Genomic DNA, 17,386 nt, shown 5'->3' with positions numbered 1-17,386 from the left:
TGAGGCGGGTTGAGAACACTACTACCGCGATTTGATTTTGCCCAAAGGAGACAACTGTTGCTTGATGTTAATCAACATTACGCGTGAAATCATGGACCGGCACGGTAATGGATACCGTGGTGCCGCCGCCTGGCATGCTGGTGATGGCGCAGCTGCCGCCCAGCAGGTGGATGCGCTCCTCAATGCCGACCAGGCCGAAGGAGCCGGTCTTGTTGCGGTGGGCGTCGCGCAGGCCGACGCCGTTGTCGCTGATGGTCATGCTCAGCATGGCGTGCGCCTGGCGCAGCTCCACCCGCACCAGGCTGGCGTGCGCGTGCTGCAGAATATTGCTCAGCGATTCCTGCAAGATGCGGAAGATGGCGGTAGCGCCGTGGTCGTCGATGCGGATGTCGGTGTCGTGGTCGATCAGTTCGCACACCATGCCGGAGCGCGCGCGGAACTGTGCGATCTGCCATTCGACTGCCGCGTTCAGGCCCAGGTCCAGCACGGTGGGGCGCAGGTCGTTGATGATGTGGCGCACGCTCTTGATGGCGCCGTCAATCTGGCCCAGCATGTGTTGCGCGCGCGCGTGCAGGCGCGGATGGCGGTGGCGGGTGCGGGTGGTCAGCAGATCGACATCGATGCGCAGCACCAGCAGGTTCTGGCCCAGGTCGTCGTGGATTTCGCGCGCGATGCGCTTGCGTTCCTGTTCCTTGATCTGGTCCGCGTGCGCCGCGAGCCGGCGCAGCTTGTGGTGCGACTGTTGCAGCCGCGCCTGGCTGGTGCGCAGCTCGCGCGTCATCTCCTTGGCCATGGTCAGCGCCTGCATGCGCGACGACGACAGTGTGTGGAACAGCAGGTAGAACAAGAGCGCGCCGGTGAAGCCGCAAGCCATCGCCAGCCATGGCAGCCACAGGTCGAAGCGGCTGTGCCAGCTCGATTTGGGGGCGCTGAAGTGGGCGCTCCAGCGGCGCTGGTGAAAATCGATGGGCAGCACCACGCTGAACTGCTCGCTGGGATGCAGCGCCGGGCTGGCCGGCCGGCTGTCGAACAGCTGCGCCGGCGCGGCCAGCGGCGGCGAGCGGCTGTCGCCGTAATCGCTGAGCACCAGCCGGGCGTCGCGCACCTGCATCTGCTCCAGCGCCGCCTGCACCATGCGCGGCACGCTGAAGCCGATGCCGACCGAGCCGATATAGGCGGCGCGGCGCTGCGCCACCGTGGTCAGCGGCGCGCCATTGCGGTAGATCGGCAGGCGCAGCGCCAAGCCGGCGCCGAGCGGCTGGTGGGCGCTGTCGATCGGCAAACCGGAGGCGCTCAGTGCGCCGCTGTCGCGGCCGTCCGCCAGCGCCTGCGCCACCGGCGGACGATAGGCGATGTCGCGGCCGATCTTTTCACGGAATGGCGCCAGCGGCTCGATCATGGTCAGCACCCAGTAGTGCGGGCGCCGCGCCGGCGGCGTGATCTGCAAGCGCTCCTGATAGCCCAGCAGAGTGTCGGCGCGGTTGCGCATACTGTTCTGGAACGCCTCGCGGTCCATATCGGATACGTAGTGGGCGTAGTTGATATTGTCCAGCGCCGGGAAGTGCTGCCGGATGTCCAGTCCGTCTACATAGCGGTGAAAGCCGGCGCGGTCGACGCGCTCGGCGGCGTGGAAAAAGCTGGCGGTGGCGCGCAGCACGTCGGTGTAGGCGTTGATGCGTGAATTGATGTTGTACTGCGCGTTCTGCGCCTGGTGCAAAAAGCGTTCGCCAGCATCGTATTCGACGCTGCGGAAGGCCGCCAGGAAAAACAGCGCACCGATGCCCAGCGACAGCATTATTCCTGCCCACCACACCGGGCGGGATGGGGAAAACAGCTGTTTGTTCGCCGGGAATGCGACCACTGTTTGCCCTTTAGGAGGAAAAAGTCAGGGATAAATTAAGAATAATTTTTTGACTATAGAAAATAACAGATCGCCAAGTCAAGCAATATTGTGAAACAACAAAAACGGCGCCCGCAGGCGCCGTTTTTGTTCAGGACATAGCTGGATTACTTGGCGGTCCAGCTGTCTTTCAGCGTGACGATGCGGTTGAACACCGGCTTGCCAGGCTGCGAATCGACGCGGTCGGCGACGAAGTAGCCGTGGCGCTCGAACTGGTAGCGCTGGTCGGCCTGGGCAGCGTGCATGCCTGGTTCCAGGTAGGCGGTGATCACTTCCTTGGCGTTCGGGTTCAGCAGCGAGATGAAGTCCTTGCCGCCGGCATCCGGCTGTGCCTCGGTGAACAGGCGGTCGTACAGGCGCACTTCGGCTTCGACTGCTGCGCTGGCCGATACCCAGTGGATATTGCCCTTGACCTTGTAGTTGTCCGAACCTGGCGTGCCGGATTTGGAGTCTTCAAAGTACTTCACGTGCACCGCGATGACCTTGCCGTTTTCATCCTTGTCGTAGCCGACGCATTCGGTGACGAAGCCGTGGCGCAGGCGCACGCGGCTGCCTGGCTGGTCGCCGACCGGTGGGGTGTAGCGGAAATAGCCTTTGACCGGGTTTTCCATGAAGTCTTCTTCCTCGATCCACAGCTCGCGCGAGAACGGGAAGCTACGTACGCCCATTTCCGGATGGTGCGGGTGGACCGGCGAGGTGCATGCTTCGGTCTGGCCTTCAGGATAGTTGTCGACGATCAGTTTCAGCGGACGCAGCACGGCGGTGGCGCGCGGCGCTTTCGGGTCCAGGTCTTCGCGCACGCAGCCTTCCAGCGTGCTCATGTCGATCCAGCCGTCGGCCTTGGTGACACCGATGCGCTCGCAGAACAGCTGGATCGCCTCCGGCGTGTAGCCGCGGCGGCGCAGGCCGACGATGGTTGGCATGCGCGGGTCGTCCCAGCCATCGACAATCTTCTCTTCGACCAGCTGGCGCAGCTTGCGCTTGGAAGTCACCACATAGGTCAGGTTGAGGCGCGAGAATTCATACTGGCGCGGTACCGGCAGCGTGAAGAAGCCGCCTTGCGACAGGGTGGCCAGCAGCCAGTCATAGAACGGGCGGTGGTCCTGGAACTCCAGCGTGCAGATCGAATGGGTGATGTTTTCCAGCGCGTCCGAAATCGGGTGCGTGTAGTCGTACATCGGATAGATGCACCAGGCGTCGCCGGTGCGCACATGGTGGGCATGGCGGATGCGGTAGATGGCCGGGTCGCGCAGATTCATGTTCGGCGACGCCATCGCGTCTTCGCTGACCTTGGCGCGCAGAATGTGCTCGCCGTCGGCGAATTTGCCGGCTTTCATGTCGCGGAACAGTTGCAGCGATTCGGCGGCAGGGCGGTTGCGGAACGGCGAGTTGGTGCCCGGCGTGTTGAAATTGCCGCGGTTGGCCGCCATATCGTCAGCCGACTGGCTGTCGACGTAGGCGTGGCCCTGTTCGATCAGCCATTCGGCCATCGCGTACAGCTGGTCGAAGTAATCGGACGCATAATGCAGATGGTGTTCGACGCCGCCGCCGGCTTGCGGATAGTCGTAGTCGAAGCCCAGCCATTTGACGCTGTCGATGATGGTGTCGACATATTCCTGCTCTTCCTTGGCCGGGTTGGTGTCGTCGAAGCGCAGATTGCAGCGGCCCTGGTAGTCGCGCGCCAGGCCGAAGTTCAGGCAGATCGATTTGGCGTGGCCGACGTGCAGATAGCCGTTCGGCTCAGGCGGGAAGCGGGTGATCACGCTGGGCATGCCATCGCGCTGATGCGTGCCGGCCGCCAGGTCGTGTTCGACGATGGCGCGCAGGAAATTGGAAGGTAGGGCTGGCGCTGGGTTGTTTTTGTCGTTGCTCATCTGAAAGGTGACTATGCTAGAAAGTTCTATATAAATGCATTTTACCGTATTGCCGGTAGGGATATGGCGGCGCGGTATAATGGTCGATTAATTTGTGTCAGCACCACGGCCCGGAGTTTCCAAAATGGAAAATTATTACAATACACTGGGTATCGCGCCGAACGCCAGCGAAGACGAGATAAAAAAAGTTTACCGCTCGCTGGCCATGCGCTTCCACCCGGACCGCAATCCCGAACCCGGCGCGGATGCGCGCTTCAAGGCGGTCACCAAGGCTTACGAGATCCTGTCCGATCCGGCCAAGCGTGAAGAGTACAACCAGAGCCTGAACCACCGCATCATCATCGACGCCGAGGCCGAGGCCTATCAGCTGTGGCGTTCGCTGTTCGCCCTGCACGGCACCACGCTGCCGGCGGCGTAATACCTGATTTAGAAGAAAGCAAGCAATGAGAAAAGTACACCCTGAGTTCGCCTATCAATCGCGCGAGCTGGAAGGCCAGATCGAAGGCATCCTGGGCGATCCGCCGGACCGCAAGAACTACCAGCGCATGGTCGATGCGCTGGTGGGCGAGTACGCCCAGGGCGGCGGCATCGAAGACGTGAACATGCTGGCCTTCGCGCTGGTCGATCACCTCGAATTCAGCGATCCGAAAGGCCTGCTGGCCGAAGCCGAGGACTACGAGTTCGGCGACGCGTCGCGGGTGTTCGCCATGGCATCCTGCAAGGGCGAGGAAGCGGCCAGGATGTATGCAGCGATTGGCGAGAGCATGCCGGACCTGGCGCGCCAGGCCATCATCACCGCCTTCCTGCATAAAAATCCGCGCAAGTGGGACGACGACGACCAGTCGCTGGACCAGCTGTCGCGCAACGACGATGGCGACGATGTGGAAGACGACGACACGGCCAGCGACGACTTCGCGCAAATGTTCGACCAGGATGGAGACTAAGCATGTCCGAAAAATCTAATCTGCCAGCCCTGAGCAAGCAAGTGACCGAGCTGGTGCTGGCCGGCTCGCTGAGCCACGCCGAGCAAGCCTTCGCCGAAGCGGCCGACCAGTTCGGCGACCTGGCGGTGGTGGAAGTGCTGAACAACATTCCGCCGCAAGTGACCGCGCTGCACATGGCCGGTTTCGACGGCGGCAAGATGTCGCTGGCGACGCTGCTGGTGCCGCCGAAAGCCTGGGCCGACAGCCTGGCCTTCATCGCCGCCACCTGGCCGGATGACCAGATCGAGGACGATCCCGAGCGCATCGCCGAGTCGCTGTTCGCCCACATCCACGGCGTGGCCTTTGCCAACGACGACGACGAGCGCCGCAATGAACTGCTGGCGGCCGCATCGGCCACCGATCATGGCGCCACCATCTTCGCCATCCTGTTCTCGCTGGCACCGAAGGAAATCCTGGAAGTGGCTGGCGAAGTGATTTCGAAAGGCCCCTACCTGACCGGCCAGACCGCGTCCGACAGCGATATCGTGCCGGTGGCGATCGCGCTGGCGCAGGCGTCGGAAGACGGCTGGGACCGCGCGCTGTTCGAGCTGTTCCCGGAGTTCCGCCACAGCGCCGATCTGGCTGACGCCGAGTACAACGACGATCCTGACGAAGAGCCGACCATGCTGCAGCGCTCGACCAAGGAACTGCTGTACCGCCTGCGCAAGCAAGTGCCATCCACGCGCGCCGCGAAGACTTCGCGCCGCTCGGTCGGCACCAACATCTTCTCGTGATGGGTGGCGACCAGATGCTGCCTGCACTCGTAGTAGAAACCCTGCCGCGCCTGACCCGCGCGATCCAGCAGCTGGCCAAGCACCCGGACGATGACGCCGCCTACACGCTGGCCGACGAGCTGACCGGCATCACCGCCATGGTGGCCGAGAAGTTCACCAACGACCGCACCGCCGACGGCATCCAGAAGGCCTTGCAGCTGACCGCAGGCTGCGTGTCGCTGGGGCTGGAGCAGGCGCTGCCGGGCAATGATGACCTGGCCGCGCTGGACCTGCTGATCGACGAGGGCGCCGAGCATGCCTTCCAGATTGGCTTCCGCATGATCAAGGACCTGGCGGCCTTGCCGGAGGACGCGCTGGTCGGCGAGTACGACACCGACCCGGTGTACGCGGCACGCCGTCTGCGCGAGAAGTTCATCGACATCTGCCAGACCGATCCGAACCAGAACTGGAATGGCAGCGAGCGTTACGCCATTCAGTTCAAGCAGCGCAAGGAAGTGCAGGCGGTGGTGCGGCTGGCCGGCTGGCTGCGCCGCCACAATACCGAGGGGCCGGTCAGCGATGCCGACCTGAATGCGGAAGGCGTGATTGCGCTGGCAGTGATTTTTGCGGTGGAGGGCGGCGGCATGATCGTCGCGCGCACCGGCCAGAAAGAGTTTGAGCGTTTCGTCAAGGCGGTGCGCAAGAACAAGCCCGACTATGAGGCCGGCTGGGCCGAGCTGGTGGCCAAGGTGCCGGTGCAGCACCATCCGGTGCTGCTGGAGCGCATCGACAGCTATCGCCAGACCTGCACCGTGCTGCAAAACATCAAGGGCCGCACCGCGATGAAAACGCTGTTCGCGGAACTGGAAAACTACGCCGGCTCCGAGCTGGACGCGGACTACTCCTAAGCCAGCGCCGCAGCCGCCTCCGTCGCCACCGCGACGAAGGCGGCCACCAGCGGCGATATGGCATCTTTTCTTTTCGCCAGATACAGCGCCGTGGTTGCTTCTGCGTCCGCCATCGGCCGGTAACACACCTCGTTCATGCGGATGATGTTGAAGGAGCTTGGCAGCACCGACACGCCGCAGCCCGCCGCCACCAGGCCGATGATGGTCGACGCTTCTCCCGCCTCCATGGCGATGGTCGGCTTGAAGCCTGCTTCGCGGCACAGCCGGTTGATCTGCGGGTGAATCCCGGTGCCGGCGCTTTCCGGATACATCACCAGTGGTTCACCCTTGAGGTCGCTGACGGCGATGCGCTGCTTGGCGGCCAGTGGATGGCCGACCGGCAGCACCATCACCAGCGGATCGCGCCGCAAGATTGTCAGCGCCACCGATTCCGGCAAATTCAGTTCCGGCGGCCGCACCAGGCCGAGATCAAGTTCGCGCGCCGCCAGCGCCTCGATCTGGCCGACGGTGGACATTTCCTTCAGCGTCAGCTGCACGCCCGGATAACGCTGGCGGTAGCGGTTGATCACCGCCGCAAACAGCGGCGTCAGCGGGGTGGAGAAGGTGAAGCCGACCTTGATCTCGCCCGCCTCGCCGCGCTCGGCACGGCGCGCCGTCAGCATCGCCTGTTCGGACAGGGCCAGCACGCGGCGCGCGTCCTCCAGGAACAGTTTGCCGGCCTCGGTCAGGCGCACCCAGCGCTTGCTGCGTTCCAGCAGTTGCGCGCCCACTTCCGCTTCCAGCATCTGAATTTGATGGCTTAGCGGCGGCTGGCCGATGTGCAGCCGCTCGGCGGCACGGGTAAAGCTTAACTCCTCGGCAACCGCAACGAAGTAGCGCAGGTGGCGTAGTTCCATTATCGTTTTAAAGTATTACTGAGGGTTTAAATATATATTGGACGGATTAATGTGGCAACCCTAAGATGAACTCATCGTAGCTCGCAGGAACCGCACCATGTCACTCAGCGCCACCTCGGCCAGCGCCATTCCGGCAACGCCCGGCCCACGCATCGCCCTCGGCAGTCCCGAATTCAAACGCAGCAACCGCGCCATGTTTTTTGGCGGCTTCGCCACCTTTGCCTTGCTGTACTGCGTGCAGCCGCTGATGCCGCTGCTGTCGCATGAATTTGCGCTGACGGCGGCGCAGAGCAGCATGGTGCTGTCGATTTCCACCGGCGCGCTGGCGGTCTCGCTGCTGGCATCAAGTGCCATTTCGGAACGTCTCGGGCGCAAGCCGCTGATGGTGGCGGCGATGGCGGTGGCTGCCATCATGACCTTGCTGTGCGCTTTCGCGCACAACTATCCGCAACTGCTGGCGATGCGTGCCATGCTGGGCGTGGTGCTGGGCGGCATGCCTGCCATCGCCATGGCGTATCTGGGCGAGGAGATCGAACCGGCGTCGCTGGGTCTGTCGATGGGCTTGTACATCAGCGGTAGCGCCTTTGGCGGCATGGCGGGGCGAGTGATCACTTCGGTGCTAAGCGACCATTTCTCGTGGCGGATCGCGCTGGCGATGGTGGGCGTGGCGGGTATCGCGGCGGCGCTGGAGTTCTGGCGCAGCCTGCCTGCCTCGCGTCATTTCAAGCCGGCCAACGGCGGCTGGCGCGCGCTGCCGGCCGGGTTCCGGCTGCACCTGTCGGACCGTGGCTTGCCGTGGCTGTTTGCGCTGGCCTTCCTGCTGATGGGCGCGTTTGTCAGCCTGTACAACTACATTGCCTACCGTTTGCTGGGCGGTCCGTTCAGCCTGAGCCAGAGTGTGGTGGGTGCGGTGTCGTTCTTCTACCTGCTGGGGATCTACAGCTCGGTGTGGGCGGGACGGCTGGCCGACCGCTATGGCCGCCGGCATGTGCTGTGGGTGATGGCGCTGATTATGCTCAGTGGCCTGCTGCTGACTTTGTCGGACTGGCTGCCGCTGATCCTGCTGGGCGTGGCCGTATTCACCTATGGCTTCTTCGCTACGCACTCAGTGGCCAGCAGCTGGGTAGGGCGGCGTGCGATCAGCAACAAGGCGCTGGCCTCGGCGCTGTACCTGTTCTTCTACTACCTGGGCTCCAGCGTAATCGGTTCGGCCACCGGCGTCATGTGGGGACACTCCGGCTGGCCAGGCGTGGTGGCGGTGCTGGCCTGCGCGCTGGGGCTGGCGCTGCTGGTCGCGCTGAGGCTGCGCCGGCTGGCGCCGCTCGGCCAAGCTGAAAACTGACGCGCGTTTGATCTGAGTCAGCGCCACCGCTGATCGCTGAAACTGCTTGCAACGCTTGCTGTCTCATCCGCACGGGCACACTGGTGCCTGCTCATGGAGGAGATCATCATGCTGCATCCCAACGATATTCAGCACCGGTTTTATTTTGTCGAGCGTGCGGTACGCCAGGCAGCGCAGGCCGCGTCGGCGGAGCCTGGCTTGCCGCGCGAGCTGCGCGATTGCCTCGAACTGATGGACCGCCACGCCGACGACGCGCGCGAGATATTGCAGTCGGGCGACGACGCGCGCATCCGCAAGCTGGTGCGCGACCTGGACATCCTGGCCGAGCGCGCCAGGCGCATCTGCAACTACATCCCCACCTTGTCCGGCCAGATCAAAGGCGCGGTCGCGGATATGCACAGCCAGATCCAGGAACTCAAACGCGACCTGAGTGTCTAACCGGAGCAGGCTGCCGCCATGGGGCCTGATACATCATGGATGACAGGCACATTCACTGGGAGCTGATCATGCATTTTGGATTTATTATGCTGTTGATGGACGCAGCGCTATTGGCCATGGTGCTGTATTACTCGGCGCGGAAAATACTGCGGAGGGCAGCAAATGAAAACGGATGAGCAAGTGGGCTTCGTCAAACGCATGTTCCGGGATAGTTTGCGGCGCTACTTTGCGCCGCTGACCGGCGCGATACGCGGTGCACGCCGCGCCATCCGGGCCGAGCTGGCGGCGTGATGATCGCGAACTGGAGCGAGAGCGGCGGCGTTGACTTCTACGGGCGGATCACGGCGATCATTTCGCCGATTTCGTCGAGGCCGGTTTCTTCAAAGCCGAAGCTGCGGTAGAAGGACTGAGCGTTGGCGTTGTCCGGCTTGTAGCAGATGGTGATCAGCTTGACGCCGGGCTTGGCTTTCAATTCGTCCAGCAGCAGTTCCATCGCGCGGCGGCCTATGCCTTTGCCTTGCTGAGCATAGTCCACCATGAAGCGGTAGATGCCGTATTCGCCGGCGTTGTTGTTCGACTGCTTGTCGTACAGCAGGAAGCCGGCTGGCTTGCCTTCATAGCAGATGCCGCGCGGGATGTAGTCATCGTAATACCTGGCCTGCGCGATCGAAAACGCGTTGCTGGCAAGGTAGCCGCGCTGGTGCTCAGGCAACTCCATCTCCATGTAGTCTTCAAAGTTGTGGGCGGTGATTTCTACCAGGGTAATCAATTACAGCACTCCTTTGGCGCGCAGGGCGGCGATGTCTTCTTCGCTGCGGCAGAGCAGCTCGCGCAGCACCGAGTCGGTGTGCTGGCCCAGCAGCGGCGGTGCGACGGCGTTGCCGGTGGGCGTGGCGGACATGCGCATCGGGCTGCGCACCAGCTTGGTCGTGCCGGCGGTTGGGTGTGGCACGTCCATGACCAGACCGCGCGCCGCTACTTGCGGATTGCGGTAGACATCGTCCATGTTGTTGATCGGCCCGCACGGCACGCCGACCGCTTCCAGCGTGTCGATCCAGAAGTCGCGCGGCTGTTGCAGCACCATCTCGGCCAGCAGCGGCACCAGTTCGTCGCGATGCTGCACGCGCAGCGGGTTGGTGGCGTAGCGTTCGTGGAAGGCCAGTTCGGGACGCCCGCCGGCTTCGACAAATTTCTGGTACTGGCCATCGTTGCCGGTCGCTACGATGATGTAGCCGTCCGCGCACTGGAAGGTCTGGTAGGGCACGATGTTGGGGTGCGCATTGCCCCATCGCTTGGGCGGCTTGCCGCTGTTGAGGTAATTGCTGCCAGCATTGGCCAGCATCGCCACCTGCACATCCAGCAGCGCCATGTCGATGTACTGGCCTTCACCGGTGCGGTCGCGGTGCGTCAGCGCGGCCAGGATGGCGATGGTGGCGTACATGCCGGTCATCAGGTCGGTCAACGCGACGCCGGCTTTTTGCGGACCGCCGCCCGGCAGGTCATCACGCTCGCCGGTGACCGACATCAGCCCACCCATACCCTGAATCAGGAAATCATAGCCGGCGCGGTGCGCGTACGGACCATCCTGGCCGAAGCCGGTGACCGAGCAATACACCAGGTCGGGCTTGACGGCCTTCAGCGCAGCGTAATCCAGGCCGTAGCGCTTCAGTTGGCCGACCTTGTAATTTTCCAGCACCACATCGGCGTGGCGCACCAGCTCGCGCAGCAATTGCTGGCCTTCGCTGCTGGCGATGTCCACCGTCACCGAACGCTTGCCGCGATTGGCGGACAGGTAGTAGGCCGCTTCGCTGGTGTCGTTGCCGTCGGCGTCGCGCGCGTATGGCGGCCCCCAGGCGCGGGTATCGTCGCCGCTGCCGGGACGTTCGATCTTGATCACGTCCGCGCCGAGATCGGCCAGGTTCTGCGAACACCATGGTCCGGCCAGCACGCGGCTCAGGTCGAGCACGCGAATATGGCCTAGCGCTGTTTGAGCTGTCATGACGATTTTACCTTTTGAGCAATAACAATCAGGCCGCTAGTGTAGTGGTTCGGCCTGCCGCTTGCCACCTATTTGACGCCGGCGGCATTCGTGATAACGTTGTCATCCATATCAACCAAGGCGCAGCCATGTGGCCCTATCCAAAAATTGTTGCACACCGCGGCGGCGGCACGCTGGCGCCGGAAAACACCTTGGCCGGCTTGCGCGCCGGGCTGGCCTACGGTTTTCACGCGGTCGAGTTTGATGTGATGCTGTCGCGCGACGGCATCGGCATGGTGGTGCACGATCCGGAATTTGGCCGGACGGTGGACGGGCAGGGCAGCGTGGCGCAGACCGATGCGATTGACTTGTCGAATATGGACGCCGGCAGCTGGTTCGGCCCGGCCTTCCGCGACGAGCCGGTGCCGTTCTATACCCAGTTCATCGATTACTGCAAGGCGCAGCGCATCTGGATGAATGTGGAAATCAAGCCGGCCGACGGGGTTGAAGCCGCCACCGGCGCCTGGGTGGCCAGGATCACACGCGACAACTACGCCGCCGAGCTGGCCAGCGGCGACCCGGCCAGCTATCCGCTGCTGTCCTCGTTCAGTTACGCAGCGCTGGCCGCCGCCCGCGACACCGCCCCCGAGCTGCCGCGCGGCTACCTGCTGGACACCATCCCGGCCGACTGGCAGGAGCAGGCCAGGCAGCTGGCGGTGGTCGCCATCCACACCAACCACAAGCACCTGAACGCGGAACTGGCGGCGCAGATCAAGGCGGCTGGCTACGGCCTGTTCTGCTATACGGTCAACACGCCGGAGCGCGCGAGAGAGATCCTGGCTTGGGGCGTGGACGGCTTTTGCACCGACCGCATCGACTTGATCGGCCCCGCCTTCGCCTGAATCACCAGCGTGGTTTTTTTGCGTCAGCGCTTGTAGCACAAACGTGTGACAAGCCGGTTTTGGCGCTGTTTTCTTGGATATGATGCCTCAGGTTGTTGCTTCCGCATCAACCTTTCCTTGGCGACGCCCCAGCTGTCGGCCATTTCATATCAAAGAAAAATAATCATGTCCAAGACTCCCCTGAATCCCGCATGGCGCTATTCGGCGCTGATGCTGTCCTTGTGCGCGGCCTTTGGTGCGCGTGCGCAAACCGCCGCCTCCTCGTCGGTCGAAACCGGCACCCCGGCCGCGCTGGAGCGGCCCGTCACCGCGCTGGTGGTGGAGCGCACCGAGCTGGACGCCAGCGGCGCCGTGGCGCCGGCCACCTTTGGCGGCTCCGAATACAACCGCGATTTCCTGCGCGGCTTCAAGAACGACAGCGCGCTGCGCAACGGCCACCGCGACTACGGCTACCTGGGCACCGAGTGCTTCTGCGCAATGGAAACCATCGAGGTGCTGAAAGGCCCGGCGTCGGCCTTGTACGGCAACGGCAAGCCCGGCGGCGACCTGAACAGCATCGCCAAGATGCCGGGGCTGAGCGACTACCGCAATATCAGCCTGTTCACCAGCAGCCCCGGCATGAGCCGGGTGAGGGTGGACGTGGCCGATGTGGTGGGCGATGTGTCTTACCGCGTCAACGCCCAGGCCTACACCGGTGCGACGTATGCCGACCGCAATAGCCGCGATTCGGCCTTTATCGCGCCTGTGATCGAATGGCGCGTGACGCCGGCGCTGAAACTGACACTGTCCTACAGCGGCGGCTACCTGGATACTACCTGGAATCCGCAGCTGCTGGCCAACCAGGCCTTGCTGTCGCTGCCGGCCAAGCGCTTCCTCGGCGAGCCGGGCAACCGCATGCGCATCGTCGACAACACCAGCCGCATGGAACTGGACTACAAGCTGGCCAATGGCGACCATATCCGTCAAGCCTTGCTGTACCAGGTGGAAAGCTACCGCGACGCCGGCCTGAGCTACGACACCTACAACTATGCGCTGGCCGATCTGGTGGATGCGGCCGGCATGGTCAAGCGGGTGTCGCAGCGCGATCATGCGCACCAGAGCATCCTGGTGTCGCAGACCGAACTGATCGGCCGCAGCACGCTGGCGCAGATGCCATGGGAATATGTGCTGGGCCTGGAGCTGGGCCGCTTCGATTACCGCTACAAGCTGGAAGTGGGCGCGGGCAGCGCCATCAATATCTACCGCCCGCAATATGGCGCGGCGATGGCGGGCAAGCTGGACACCTACGCCGACCAGGACTACGGTACCGACAACGCGGTGCTGTATGCGCAGAACCGTTTCCAGATCACCCCGGCGCTGCGTTTGCTGCTGGGCATGCGCGCCGAGCGTTTCCGCGATTACTTGCAGGAGGCCGGCGAGTCGCGCTCGACCGATACCGACTCGCTGTTCTCGCCGCGCGTGGGCCTGACCTACCAGTTGAACCCGCGCTGGATCGCGGCGCTCAGCTGGACCAACTCGTCGCGGCCGCAGATCGGCGCCAAGAGCGCCAGCGGCAAGCAGTTCCGGCCGGAAGCGGGCACCCAGGCCGAAGCCAGCCTGCAATACACGGCGCCGGATGAATCGCTGAAGATGACCACCTCGGTGTTCTCGATCACGCGCAAGAATGTGCTGACACAGGACTTGGCCAGCCCCAACTTCCAGATCGACTCCGGCCGCCGCCGTAGCCGTGGCGTCGAGCAAGACCTGAGCTACAGCTTTACGCCGGAACTGAAGCTGGACGTGTCGGCCGCCTACACCAGCGCCTCGGTCAGCCAGGACACGGTGTTGCCGGTGGGCGCCTTGCTGGCTGGTGTGCCCAAGTGGTTTAGCAGCATCTATCTCGGCTATGACCTGACGCCGGCCTTGAGCCTGGGCGCAGGCCATGTGTTCGAGTCGCGCCGCACCGCCACCTTGCCGGATAACGGCGTGTCACTGCCGGCCATGTCCAGCGTCGACCTGACGGTGACCTACAAGACCAAGAAGTGGAGCATCGACGCCACCCTGGTCAACAGTGGCAACAAGCGCGGCTTCACCTCGGATGGCTACACGGTCACGCCGATCAATCCGCGCGAGTTCCAGCTCACCGGCCGCTACAAGTTCTGAGCAAGGCTGCCGCCTGGCAGCCCGGTATTGGCATAAAACCAACTAGATGAGCAGATAGGGAGCAGCGGAGGGCCTGGCCCTGCGCTGCTCATATATAATCCATCTTTTGCATTTTGCCAGTTACCACTAGCTCACGACATGAAATCATCTGAAATTCGCGAAAAGTTCCTCAAATTCTTTGAGTCCAAGGGTCATACGATTGTTCGTTCCAGCTCCCTGGTGCCTGGCAATGACCCGACCCTGCTGCTGACCAATAGCGGCATGGTGCAGTTCAAGGATGTGTTCACCGGCACTGACAGCCGTCCGTACACCCGCGCCACCTCGGTGCAGCGCTGCGTGCGCGCCGGCGGCAAGCACAATGACCTGGAAAACGTCGGCTACACCGCGCGTCACCACACTTTCTTCGAGATGCTGGGCAACTTCAGCTTCGGCGACTACTTCAAGCGCGACGCCATCAACTTCGCCTGGGAGCTGCTGACCAAGGTGTACCAGCTGCCAGCTGAAAAGCTGACCGTCACCGTCTACCAGGAAGACGACGAAGCCTACGACATCTGGGCCAACGAAGTCGGCGTGCCGAAAGAGCGCATCATCCGCATCGGCGACAACAAGGGCGCGCGCTACGCGTCGGACAATTTCTGGCAGATGGCCGACACCGGCCCATGCGGCCCATGCACTGAGATCTTCTACGACCACGGCGCCGACATCTGGGGCGGTCCTCCGGGCTCGCCTGAAGAAGACGGCGACCGCTTCATCGAAATCTGGAACCTGGTGTTCATGCAGTTCAACCGCGACGAAGCCGGCGTGCTGCACAAGCTGCCGAAGCAGTCGGTCGACACCGGCATGGGCATGGAACGCCTGGCCGCTGTGCTGCAACACGTGCACTCGAACTACGAGATCGACCTGTTCCAGAACCTGATCAAGGCCGCCGCACGCGAAACCGGCGCCACCGACCTGGAAAACAAATCGCTGCGCGTGATCGCCGACCACATCCGCTCGGCCGCGTTCATGATTGTTGACGGTGTGATTCCTGGCAGCGAAGGCCGCGCCTACGTGCTGCGCCGTATCATCCGCCGCGCGCTGCGTCATGGCCACAAGCTGGGCCAGACCAAGCCATTCTTCTACAAACTGGTGGCCGACCTGGCGATCGAGATGGGCGCCGCCTATCCAGAGCTGGAAGAAGCCAAGGACAACGTCGCCAAGATGCTGAAGGCGGAAGAAGAGCGCTTCGGCGAAACGCTGGAAACCGGCATGAAAGTGCTGGAAGCGCAGCTGGCCAAGGACGCCACCGGCATCGACGGCGCGACCGCCTTCACGCTGTACGAAACCTATGGCTTCCCGCCAGACCTGACCGCTGACATCTGCCGCGAACGCGACATCAAGTTCGACCAGGAAGGCTATGACGCGGCGCTGAAGGAAAGCCAGGAGCTGTCGCGCAAGGGCGGTAAATCGGTGAAGGACGCCAAGGTGGAATACACCGGCGAGAAAAACAAATTCGTCGGCTACGACAGCCTGAGCCACGCGACCGCCAAGGTGATCGCGCTGTACTCGGCCGGTTCGCCGGTGCAGGAACTGGCGGCTGGCCAATCGGGTATCGTGGTGCTGGACACCACCCCGTTCTACGCTGAGTCGGGCGGCCAGGTCGGCGACCAGGGCGTGATCGGCAGCGCCGGCGCACGCTTCGAGGTCAGCGACACGCTGAAGATCCAGGCCGACGTCTTCGGTCACCACGGCGTGCTGGCGTCCGGTTCGCTGAAAGTGGGCGATGCGGTCAGCGCCGACGTCGACCAGGCCAAGCGCGCGCGCACCATCCGCAACCACTCGGCCACCCACTTGATGCACAAAGCCCTGCGCGAAGTGCTGGGTTCGCACGTGCAGCAGAAAGGCTCGCTGGTTGATCCGGACAAAACCCGTTTCGACTTCAGCCACAATGCACCGCTGACCGCCGAGCAGATCGCCGAAGTGGAAACCAAGGTCAATAAAGAGATCCTGGAAAACCACGCCACCAAGGCGCAGCACATGTCGTTTGACGACGCGGTCAAGCATGGCGCGATGGCGCTGTTCGGCGAGAAGTACGGCGACGAAGTGCGCGTGCTGGACATCGGCACCTCGAAAGAGCTGTGCGGCGGCGTGCATGTACAGCGCACCGGCGACATCGGCTTGTTCAAGATCATTTCGGAAGGCGGCGTTGCAGCCGGCATCCGCCGCGTGGAAGCCGTTACCGGCGAAGGCGCGCTGGCGCTGGTGCAAGGCCTGGCCCGCAAGCTGAACGAAGCGGCTGCCGCGCTGAAATCCAATCCGGACGAGCTGACCGTCAAGATCGGCGCGGTGCAGGATCAGGTGAAATCGCTGGAGAAGGAACTGGCTGCGCTGAAGTCCAAGCTGGCGGCAGGGCAGGGCGACGAGCTGGCCTCGCAAGCGGTCGATATCAAGGGCATCAAGGTGCTGGCGGCCACGCTGGAAGGCGCCGATGTGACCGCGCTGCGCGAAACCATGGACAAGCTGAAGGACAAGCTGAAGACCGCCGCCATCGTGCTGGCCTCGGTTAACGACGGCAAGGTCAGCCTGATCGCCGGCGTCACTGCCGACAGCACCAGCAAGGTCAAGGCAGGCGAGCTGGTCAACTTCGTTGCACAACAAGTGGGCGGCAAAGGCGGCGGACGCCCTGATATGGCGCAAGCCGGCGGCACCGATCCGGCTGGTCTGCCGGGCGCGCTGGCGGGTGTTTCCGAGTGGATAAACTCGCGCATTTAAAGCAAGCAAAACCGCTGTAAAGCTCTGTATATGCGGCCTGCGTGTGATTTTTGATCGCACGCAGGCCGTTGTCGTTCGGGGAGTCCTGTTGTATACTTTCCAGCTTGCGTTGTGAACTTGCAACGTACAACGAACTATTTTGGTGCAGCGCGTCATCCCCTTCAAAAAGGAGTAGTATGACGACACCTCCCCACAAACGAGCGGGTTACTTGATGACCGAAACGATATTAGAGAACGACATTATCGAATTCCATAAGGAATTGGATGCGCGTGGCTTGAACTGCCCATTGCCTATTCTGAAAGCCAAAAAGGCGCTTTCCGAATTGCAAAGCGGCGAAGTGCTGCGCATCATGGCAACCGACCCAGGTTCGGTGCGTGACTTCCAGGCTTTCTGCAAACAAACCGGCAACGCCCTGTTGTCGCACGTCCAGACCGGCAGTGAGTTTGTCTTTTTGATGCAGCGCAAATAATCGCCGCTGTATTTTTCCTCCAAGAAATTCGTCTATAGGATTTATTTTTTAGACGATTTCCACTAGCAAAAAATAGCACGATCGTGCTT

16 protein-coding genes are annotated in these 17,386 nt (G+C 62.7%); 11 read left to right on the top strand and 5 right to left on the bottom strand.

Features of this window, described 5'->3' with window-relative positions:
* Positions 1-67: 67 nt before the first annotated feature.
* Both KW842_RS10365 and KW842_RS10360 read right to left on the bottom strand, forming a co-directional pair.
* Entirely contained in the window at positions 68-1,795 is a 1,728-nt protein-coding gene (locus KW842_RS10365; protein WP_218304004.1) for a CHASE domain-containing protein, read from the bottom strand.
* A gap of 212 nt (positions 1,796-2,007) precedes the next feature.
* On the bottom strand, positions 2,008-3,774 hold the full coding sequence (locus KW842_RS10360; protein WP_218304003.1) for a glutamine--tRNA ligase/YqeY domain fusion protein: 1,767 nt from the start codon (positions 3,772-3,774) through the stop codon (positions 2,008-2,010).
* Positions 3,775-3,898: 124 nt separating this feature from the next.
* On the opposite strand from KW842_RS10360, the gene KW842_RS10355 reads away from it, so the two are divergent.
* The 4 genes from KW842_RS10355 to KW842_RS10340 are packed head-to-tail and all read left to right on the top strand — an operon-like array spanning position 3,899 to position 6,378.
* Positions 3,899-4,192: a DnaJ domain-containing protein gene (locus tag KW842_RS10355; RefSeq protein ID WP_090189773.1), complete on the top strand. Its 294-nt coding sequence runs from the start codon at positions 3,899-3,901 to the stop codon at positions 4,190-4,192.
* Positions 4,193-4,217: 25 nt separating this feature from the next.
* On the top strand, positions 4,218-4,718 hold the full coding sequence (locus tag KW842_RS10350; RefSeq protein ID WP_218304002.1) for a hypothetical protein: 501 nt from the start codon (positions 4,218-4,220) through the stop codon (positions 4,716-4,718).
* A gap of 2 nt (positions 4,719-4,720) precedes the next feature.
* Positions 4,721-5,491 (top strand): hypothetical protein, encoded by a 771-nt coding sequence (locus KW842_RS10345; RefSeq protein WP_218304001.1) that lies wholly within the window; start codon positions 4,721-4,723, stop codon positions 5,489-5,491.
* A 14-nt stretch (positions 5,492-5,505) separates the two neighbouring features.
* Positions 5,506-6,378, top strand: a complete 873-nt coding sequence (locus KW842_RS10340) for a hypothetical protein (RefSeq protein WP_218304000.1) — start codon at positions 5,506-5,508, stop codon at positions 6,376-6,378.
* On the opposite strand, the gene KW842_RS10335 is transcribed toward KW842_RS10340, so the two are convergent.
* Positions 6,375-7,274 carry a LysR substrate-binding domain-containing protein gene (locus tag KW842_RS10335; protein WP_218303999.1) on the bottom strand — a complete coding sequence of 300 codons (900 nt, stop codon included), beginning with the start codon at positions 7,272-7,274 and terminating at the stop codon, positions 6,375-6,377. The genes KW842_RS10340 and KW842_RS10335 overlap by 4 nt on opposite strands.
* 97 nt (positions 7,275-7,371) lie before the next feature.
* Between KW842_RS10335 and KW842_RS10330 the strand changes: the two genes are divergently transcribed.
* The 3 genes from KW842_RS10330 (at position 7,372) to KW842_RS27600 (ending at position 9,345) form a co-directional block, all read left to right on the top strand.
* Positions 7,372-8,616, top strand: a complete 1,245-nt coding sequence (locus KW842_RS10330) for an MFS transporter (protein ID WP_218303998.1) — start codon at positions 7,372-7,374, stop codon at positions 8,614-8,616.
* Positions 8,617-8,724: 108 nt separating this feature from the next.
* Positions 8,725-9,054: a hypothetical protein gene (locus KW842_RS10325; RefSeq protein WP_218303997.1), complete on the top strand. Its 330-nt coding sequence runs from the start codon at positions 8,725-8,727 to the stop codon at positions 9,052-9,054.
* A 162-nt stretch (positions 9,055-9,216) separates the two neighbouring features.
* Positions 9,217-9,345 carry a hypothetical protein gene (locus KW842_RS27600; RefSeq protein ID WP_255583890.1) on the top strand — a complete coding sequence of 43 codons (129 nt, stop codon included), beginning with the start codon at positions 9,217-9,219 and terminating at the stop codon, positions 9,343-9,345.
* Positions 9,346-9,382: 37 nt separating this feature from the next.
* Here the strand turns inward: KW842_RS27600 and KW842_RS10320 are convergent, their stop codons facing one another.
* Together KW842_RS10320 and KW842_RS10315 are read right to left on the bottom strand one after the other, a co-directional pair.
* A complete protein-coding gene (locus KW842_RS10320; protein WP_218303996.1) occupies positions 9,383-9,823 on the bottom strand; it encodes a GNAT family N-acetyltransferase in 441 nt (146 codons plus the stop codon).
* Positions 9,824-11,053 (bottom strand): CaiB/BaiF CoA-transferase family protein, encoded by a 1,230-nt coding sequence (locus KW842_RS10315; protein WP_218303995.1) that lies wholly within the window; start codon positions 11,051-11,053, stop codon positions 9,824-9,826. It abuts the gene before it with no gap.
* Between the two features lie 128 nt (positions 11,054-11,181).
* Here KW842_RS10315 and ugpQ point away from each other — a divergent pair, with 128 nt between their 5' ends.
* From ugpQ to KW842_RS10295, 4 genes are all read left to right on the top strand, one after another.
* Positions 11,182-11,934, top strand: coding sequence for a glycerophosphodiester phosphodiesterase (gene ugpQ / locus KW842_RS10310; protein WP_218303994.1), 753 nt, complete (start codon positions 11,182-11,184; stop codon positions 11,932-11,934).
* A gap of 165 nt (positions 11,935-12,099) precedes the next feature.
* Complete coding sequence (locus KW842_RS10305; RefSeq protein ID WP_218303993.1) at positions 12,100-14,076, top strand: TonB-dependent siderophore receptor; 1,977 nt, start codon at positions 12,100-12,102, stop codon at positions 14,074-14,076.
* Positions 14,077-14,214: 138 nt separating this feature from the next.
* Entirely contained in the window at positions 14,215-16,827 is a 2,613-nt protein-coding gene (alaS, locus tag KW842_RS10300) for an alanine--tRNA ligase (protein ID WP_218303992.1), read from the top strand.
* A 212-nt stretch (positions 16,828-17,039) separates the two neighbouring features.
* Complete coding sequence (locus KW842_RS10295) at positions 17,040-17,297, top strand: sulfurtransferase TusA family protein (protein WP_218304281.1); 258 nt, start codon at positions 17,040-17,042, stop codon at positions 17,295-17,297.
* The last annotated feature ends 89 nt before the right edge of the window (positions 17,298-17,386 follow it).

This window comes from Duganella sp. sic0402 (assembly GCF_019219065.1).
Lineage (GTDB): Bacteria > Pseudomonadota > Gammaproteobacteria > Burkholderiales > Burkholderiaceae_D > Rugamonas.
Note: the sequence above shows the minus strand (reverse complement) of the source record. Positions and strands in the feature narration are given on the sequence as shown.

What these genes read in the sequence shown, in the direction of transcription:
- KW842_RS10345 (WP_218304001.1), top strand. Translation starts at nt 4,721, where the DNA reads ATGTCCGAAAAATCTAATCTGCCAGCCCTGAGCAAGCAAGTGACCGAG.
- KW842_RS10325 (WP_218303997.1), top strand. Translation starts at nt 8,725, where the DNA reads ATGCTGCATCCCAACGATATTCAGCACCGGTTTTATTTTGTCGAGCGT.
- KW842_RS10315 (WP_218303995.1), bottom strand. Translation starts at nt 11,053, where the DNA reads ATGACAGCTCAAACAGCGCTAGGCCATATTCGCGTGCTCGACCTGAGC.
- KW842_RS10335 (WP_218303999.1), bottom strand. Translation starts at nt 7,274, where the DNA reads ATGGAACTACGCCACCTGCGCTACTTCGTTGCGGTTGCCGAGGAGTTA.
- KW842_RS10340 (WP_218304000.1), top strand. Translation starts at nt 5,506, where the DNA reads ATGCTGCCTGCACTCGTAGTAGAAACCCTGCCGCGCCTGACCCGCGCG.
- KW842_RS10365 (WP_218304004.1), bottom strand. Translation starts at nt 1,795, where the DNA reads ATGCTGTCGCTGGGCATCGGTGCGCTGTTTTTCCTGGCGGCCTTCCGC.
- KW842_RS10295 (WP_218304281.1), top strand. Translation starts at nt 17,040, where the DNA reads ATGACCGAAACGATATTAGAGAACGACATTATCGAATTCCATAAGGAA.
- KW842_RS27600 (WP_255583890.1), top strand. Translation starts at nt 9,217, where the DNA reads ATGAAAACGGATGAGCAAGTGGGCTTCGTCAAACGCATGTTCCGGGAT.
- KW842_RS10355 (WP_090189773.1), top strand. Translation starts at nt 3,899, where the DNA reads ATGGAAAATTATTACAATACACTGGGTATCGCGCCGAACGCCAGCGAA.
- KW842_RS10330 (WP_218303998.1), top strand. Translation starts at nt 7,372, where the DNA reads ATGTCACTCAGCGCCACCTCGGCCAGCGCCATTCCGGCAACGCCCGGC.
- ugpQ (WP_218303994.1), top strand. Translation starts at nt 11,182, where the DNA reads ATGTGGCCCTATCCAAAAATTGTTGCACACCGCGGCGGCGGCACGCTG.
- KW842_RS10305 (WP_218303993.1), top strand. Translation starts at nt 12,100, where the DNA reads ATGTCCAAGACTCCCCTGAATCCCGCATGGCGCTATTCGGCGCTGATG.
- KW842_RS10350 (WP_218304002.1), top strand. Translation starts at nt 4,218, where the DNA reads ATGAGAAAAGTACACCCTGAGTTCGCCTATCAATCGCGCGAGCTGGAA.
- KW842_RS10360 (WP_218304003.1), bottom strand. Translation starts at nt 3,774, where the DNA reads ATGAGCAACGACAAAAACAACCCAGCGCCAGCCCTACCTTCCAATTTC.
- alaS (WP_218303992.1), top strand. Translation starts at nt 14,215, where the DNA reads ATGAAATCATCTGAAATTCGCGAAAAGTTCCTCAAATTCTTTGAGTCC.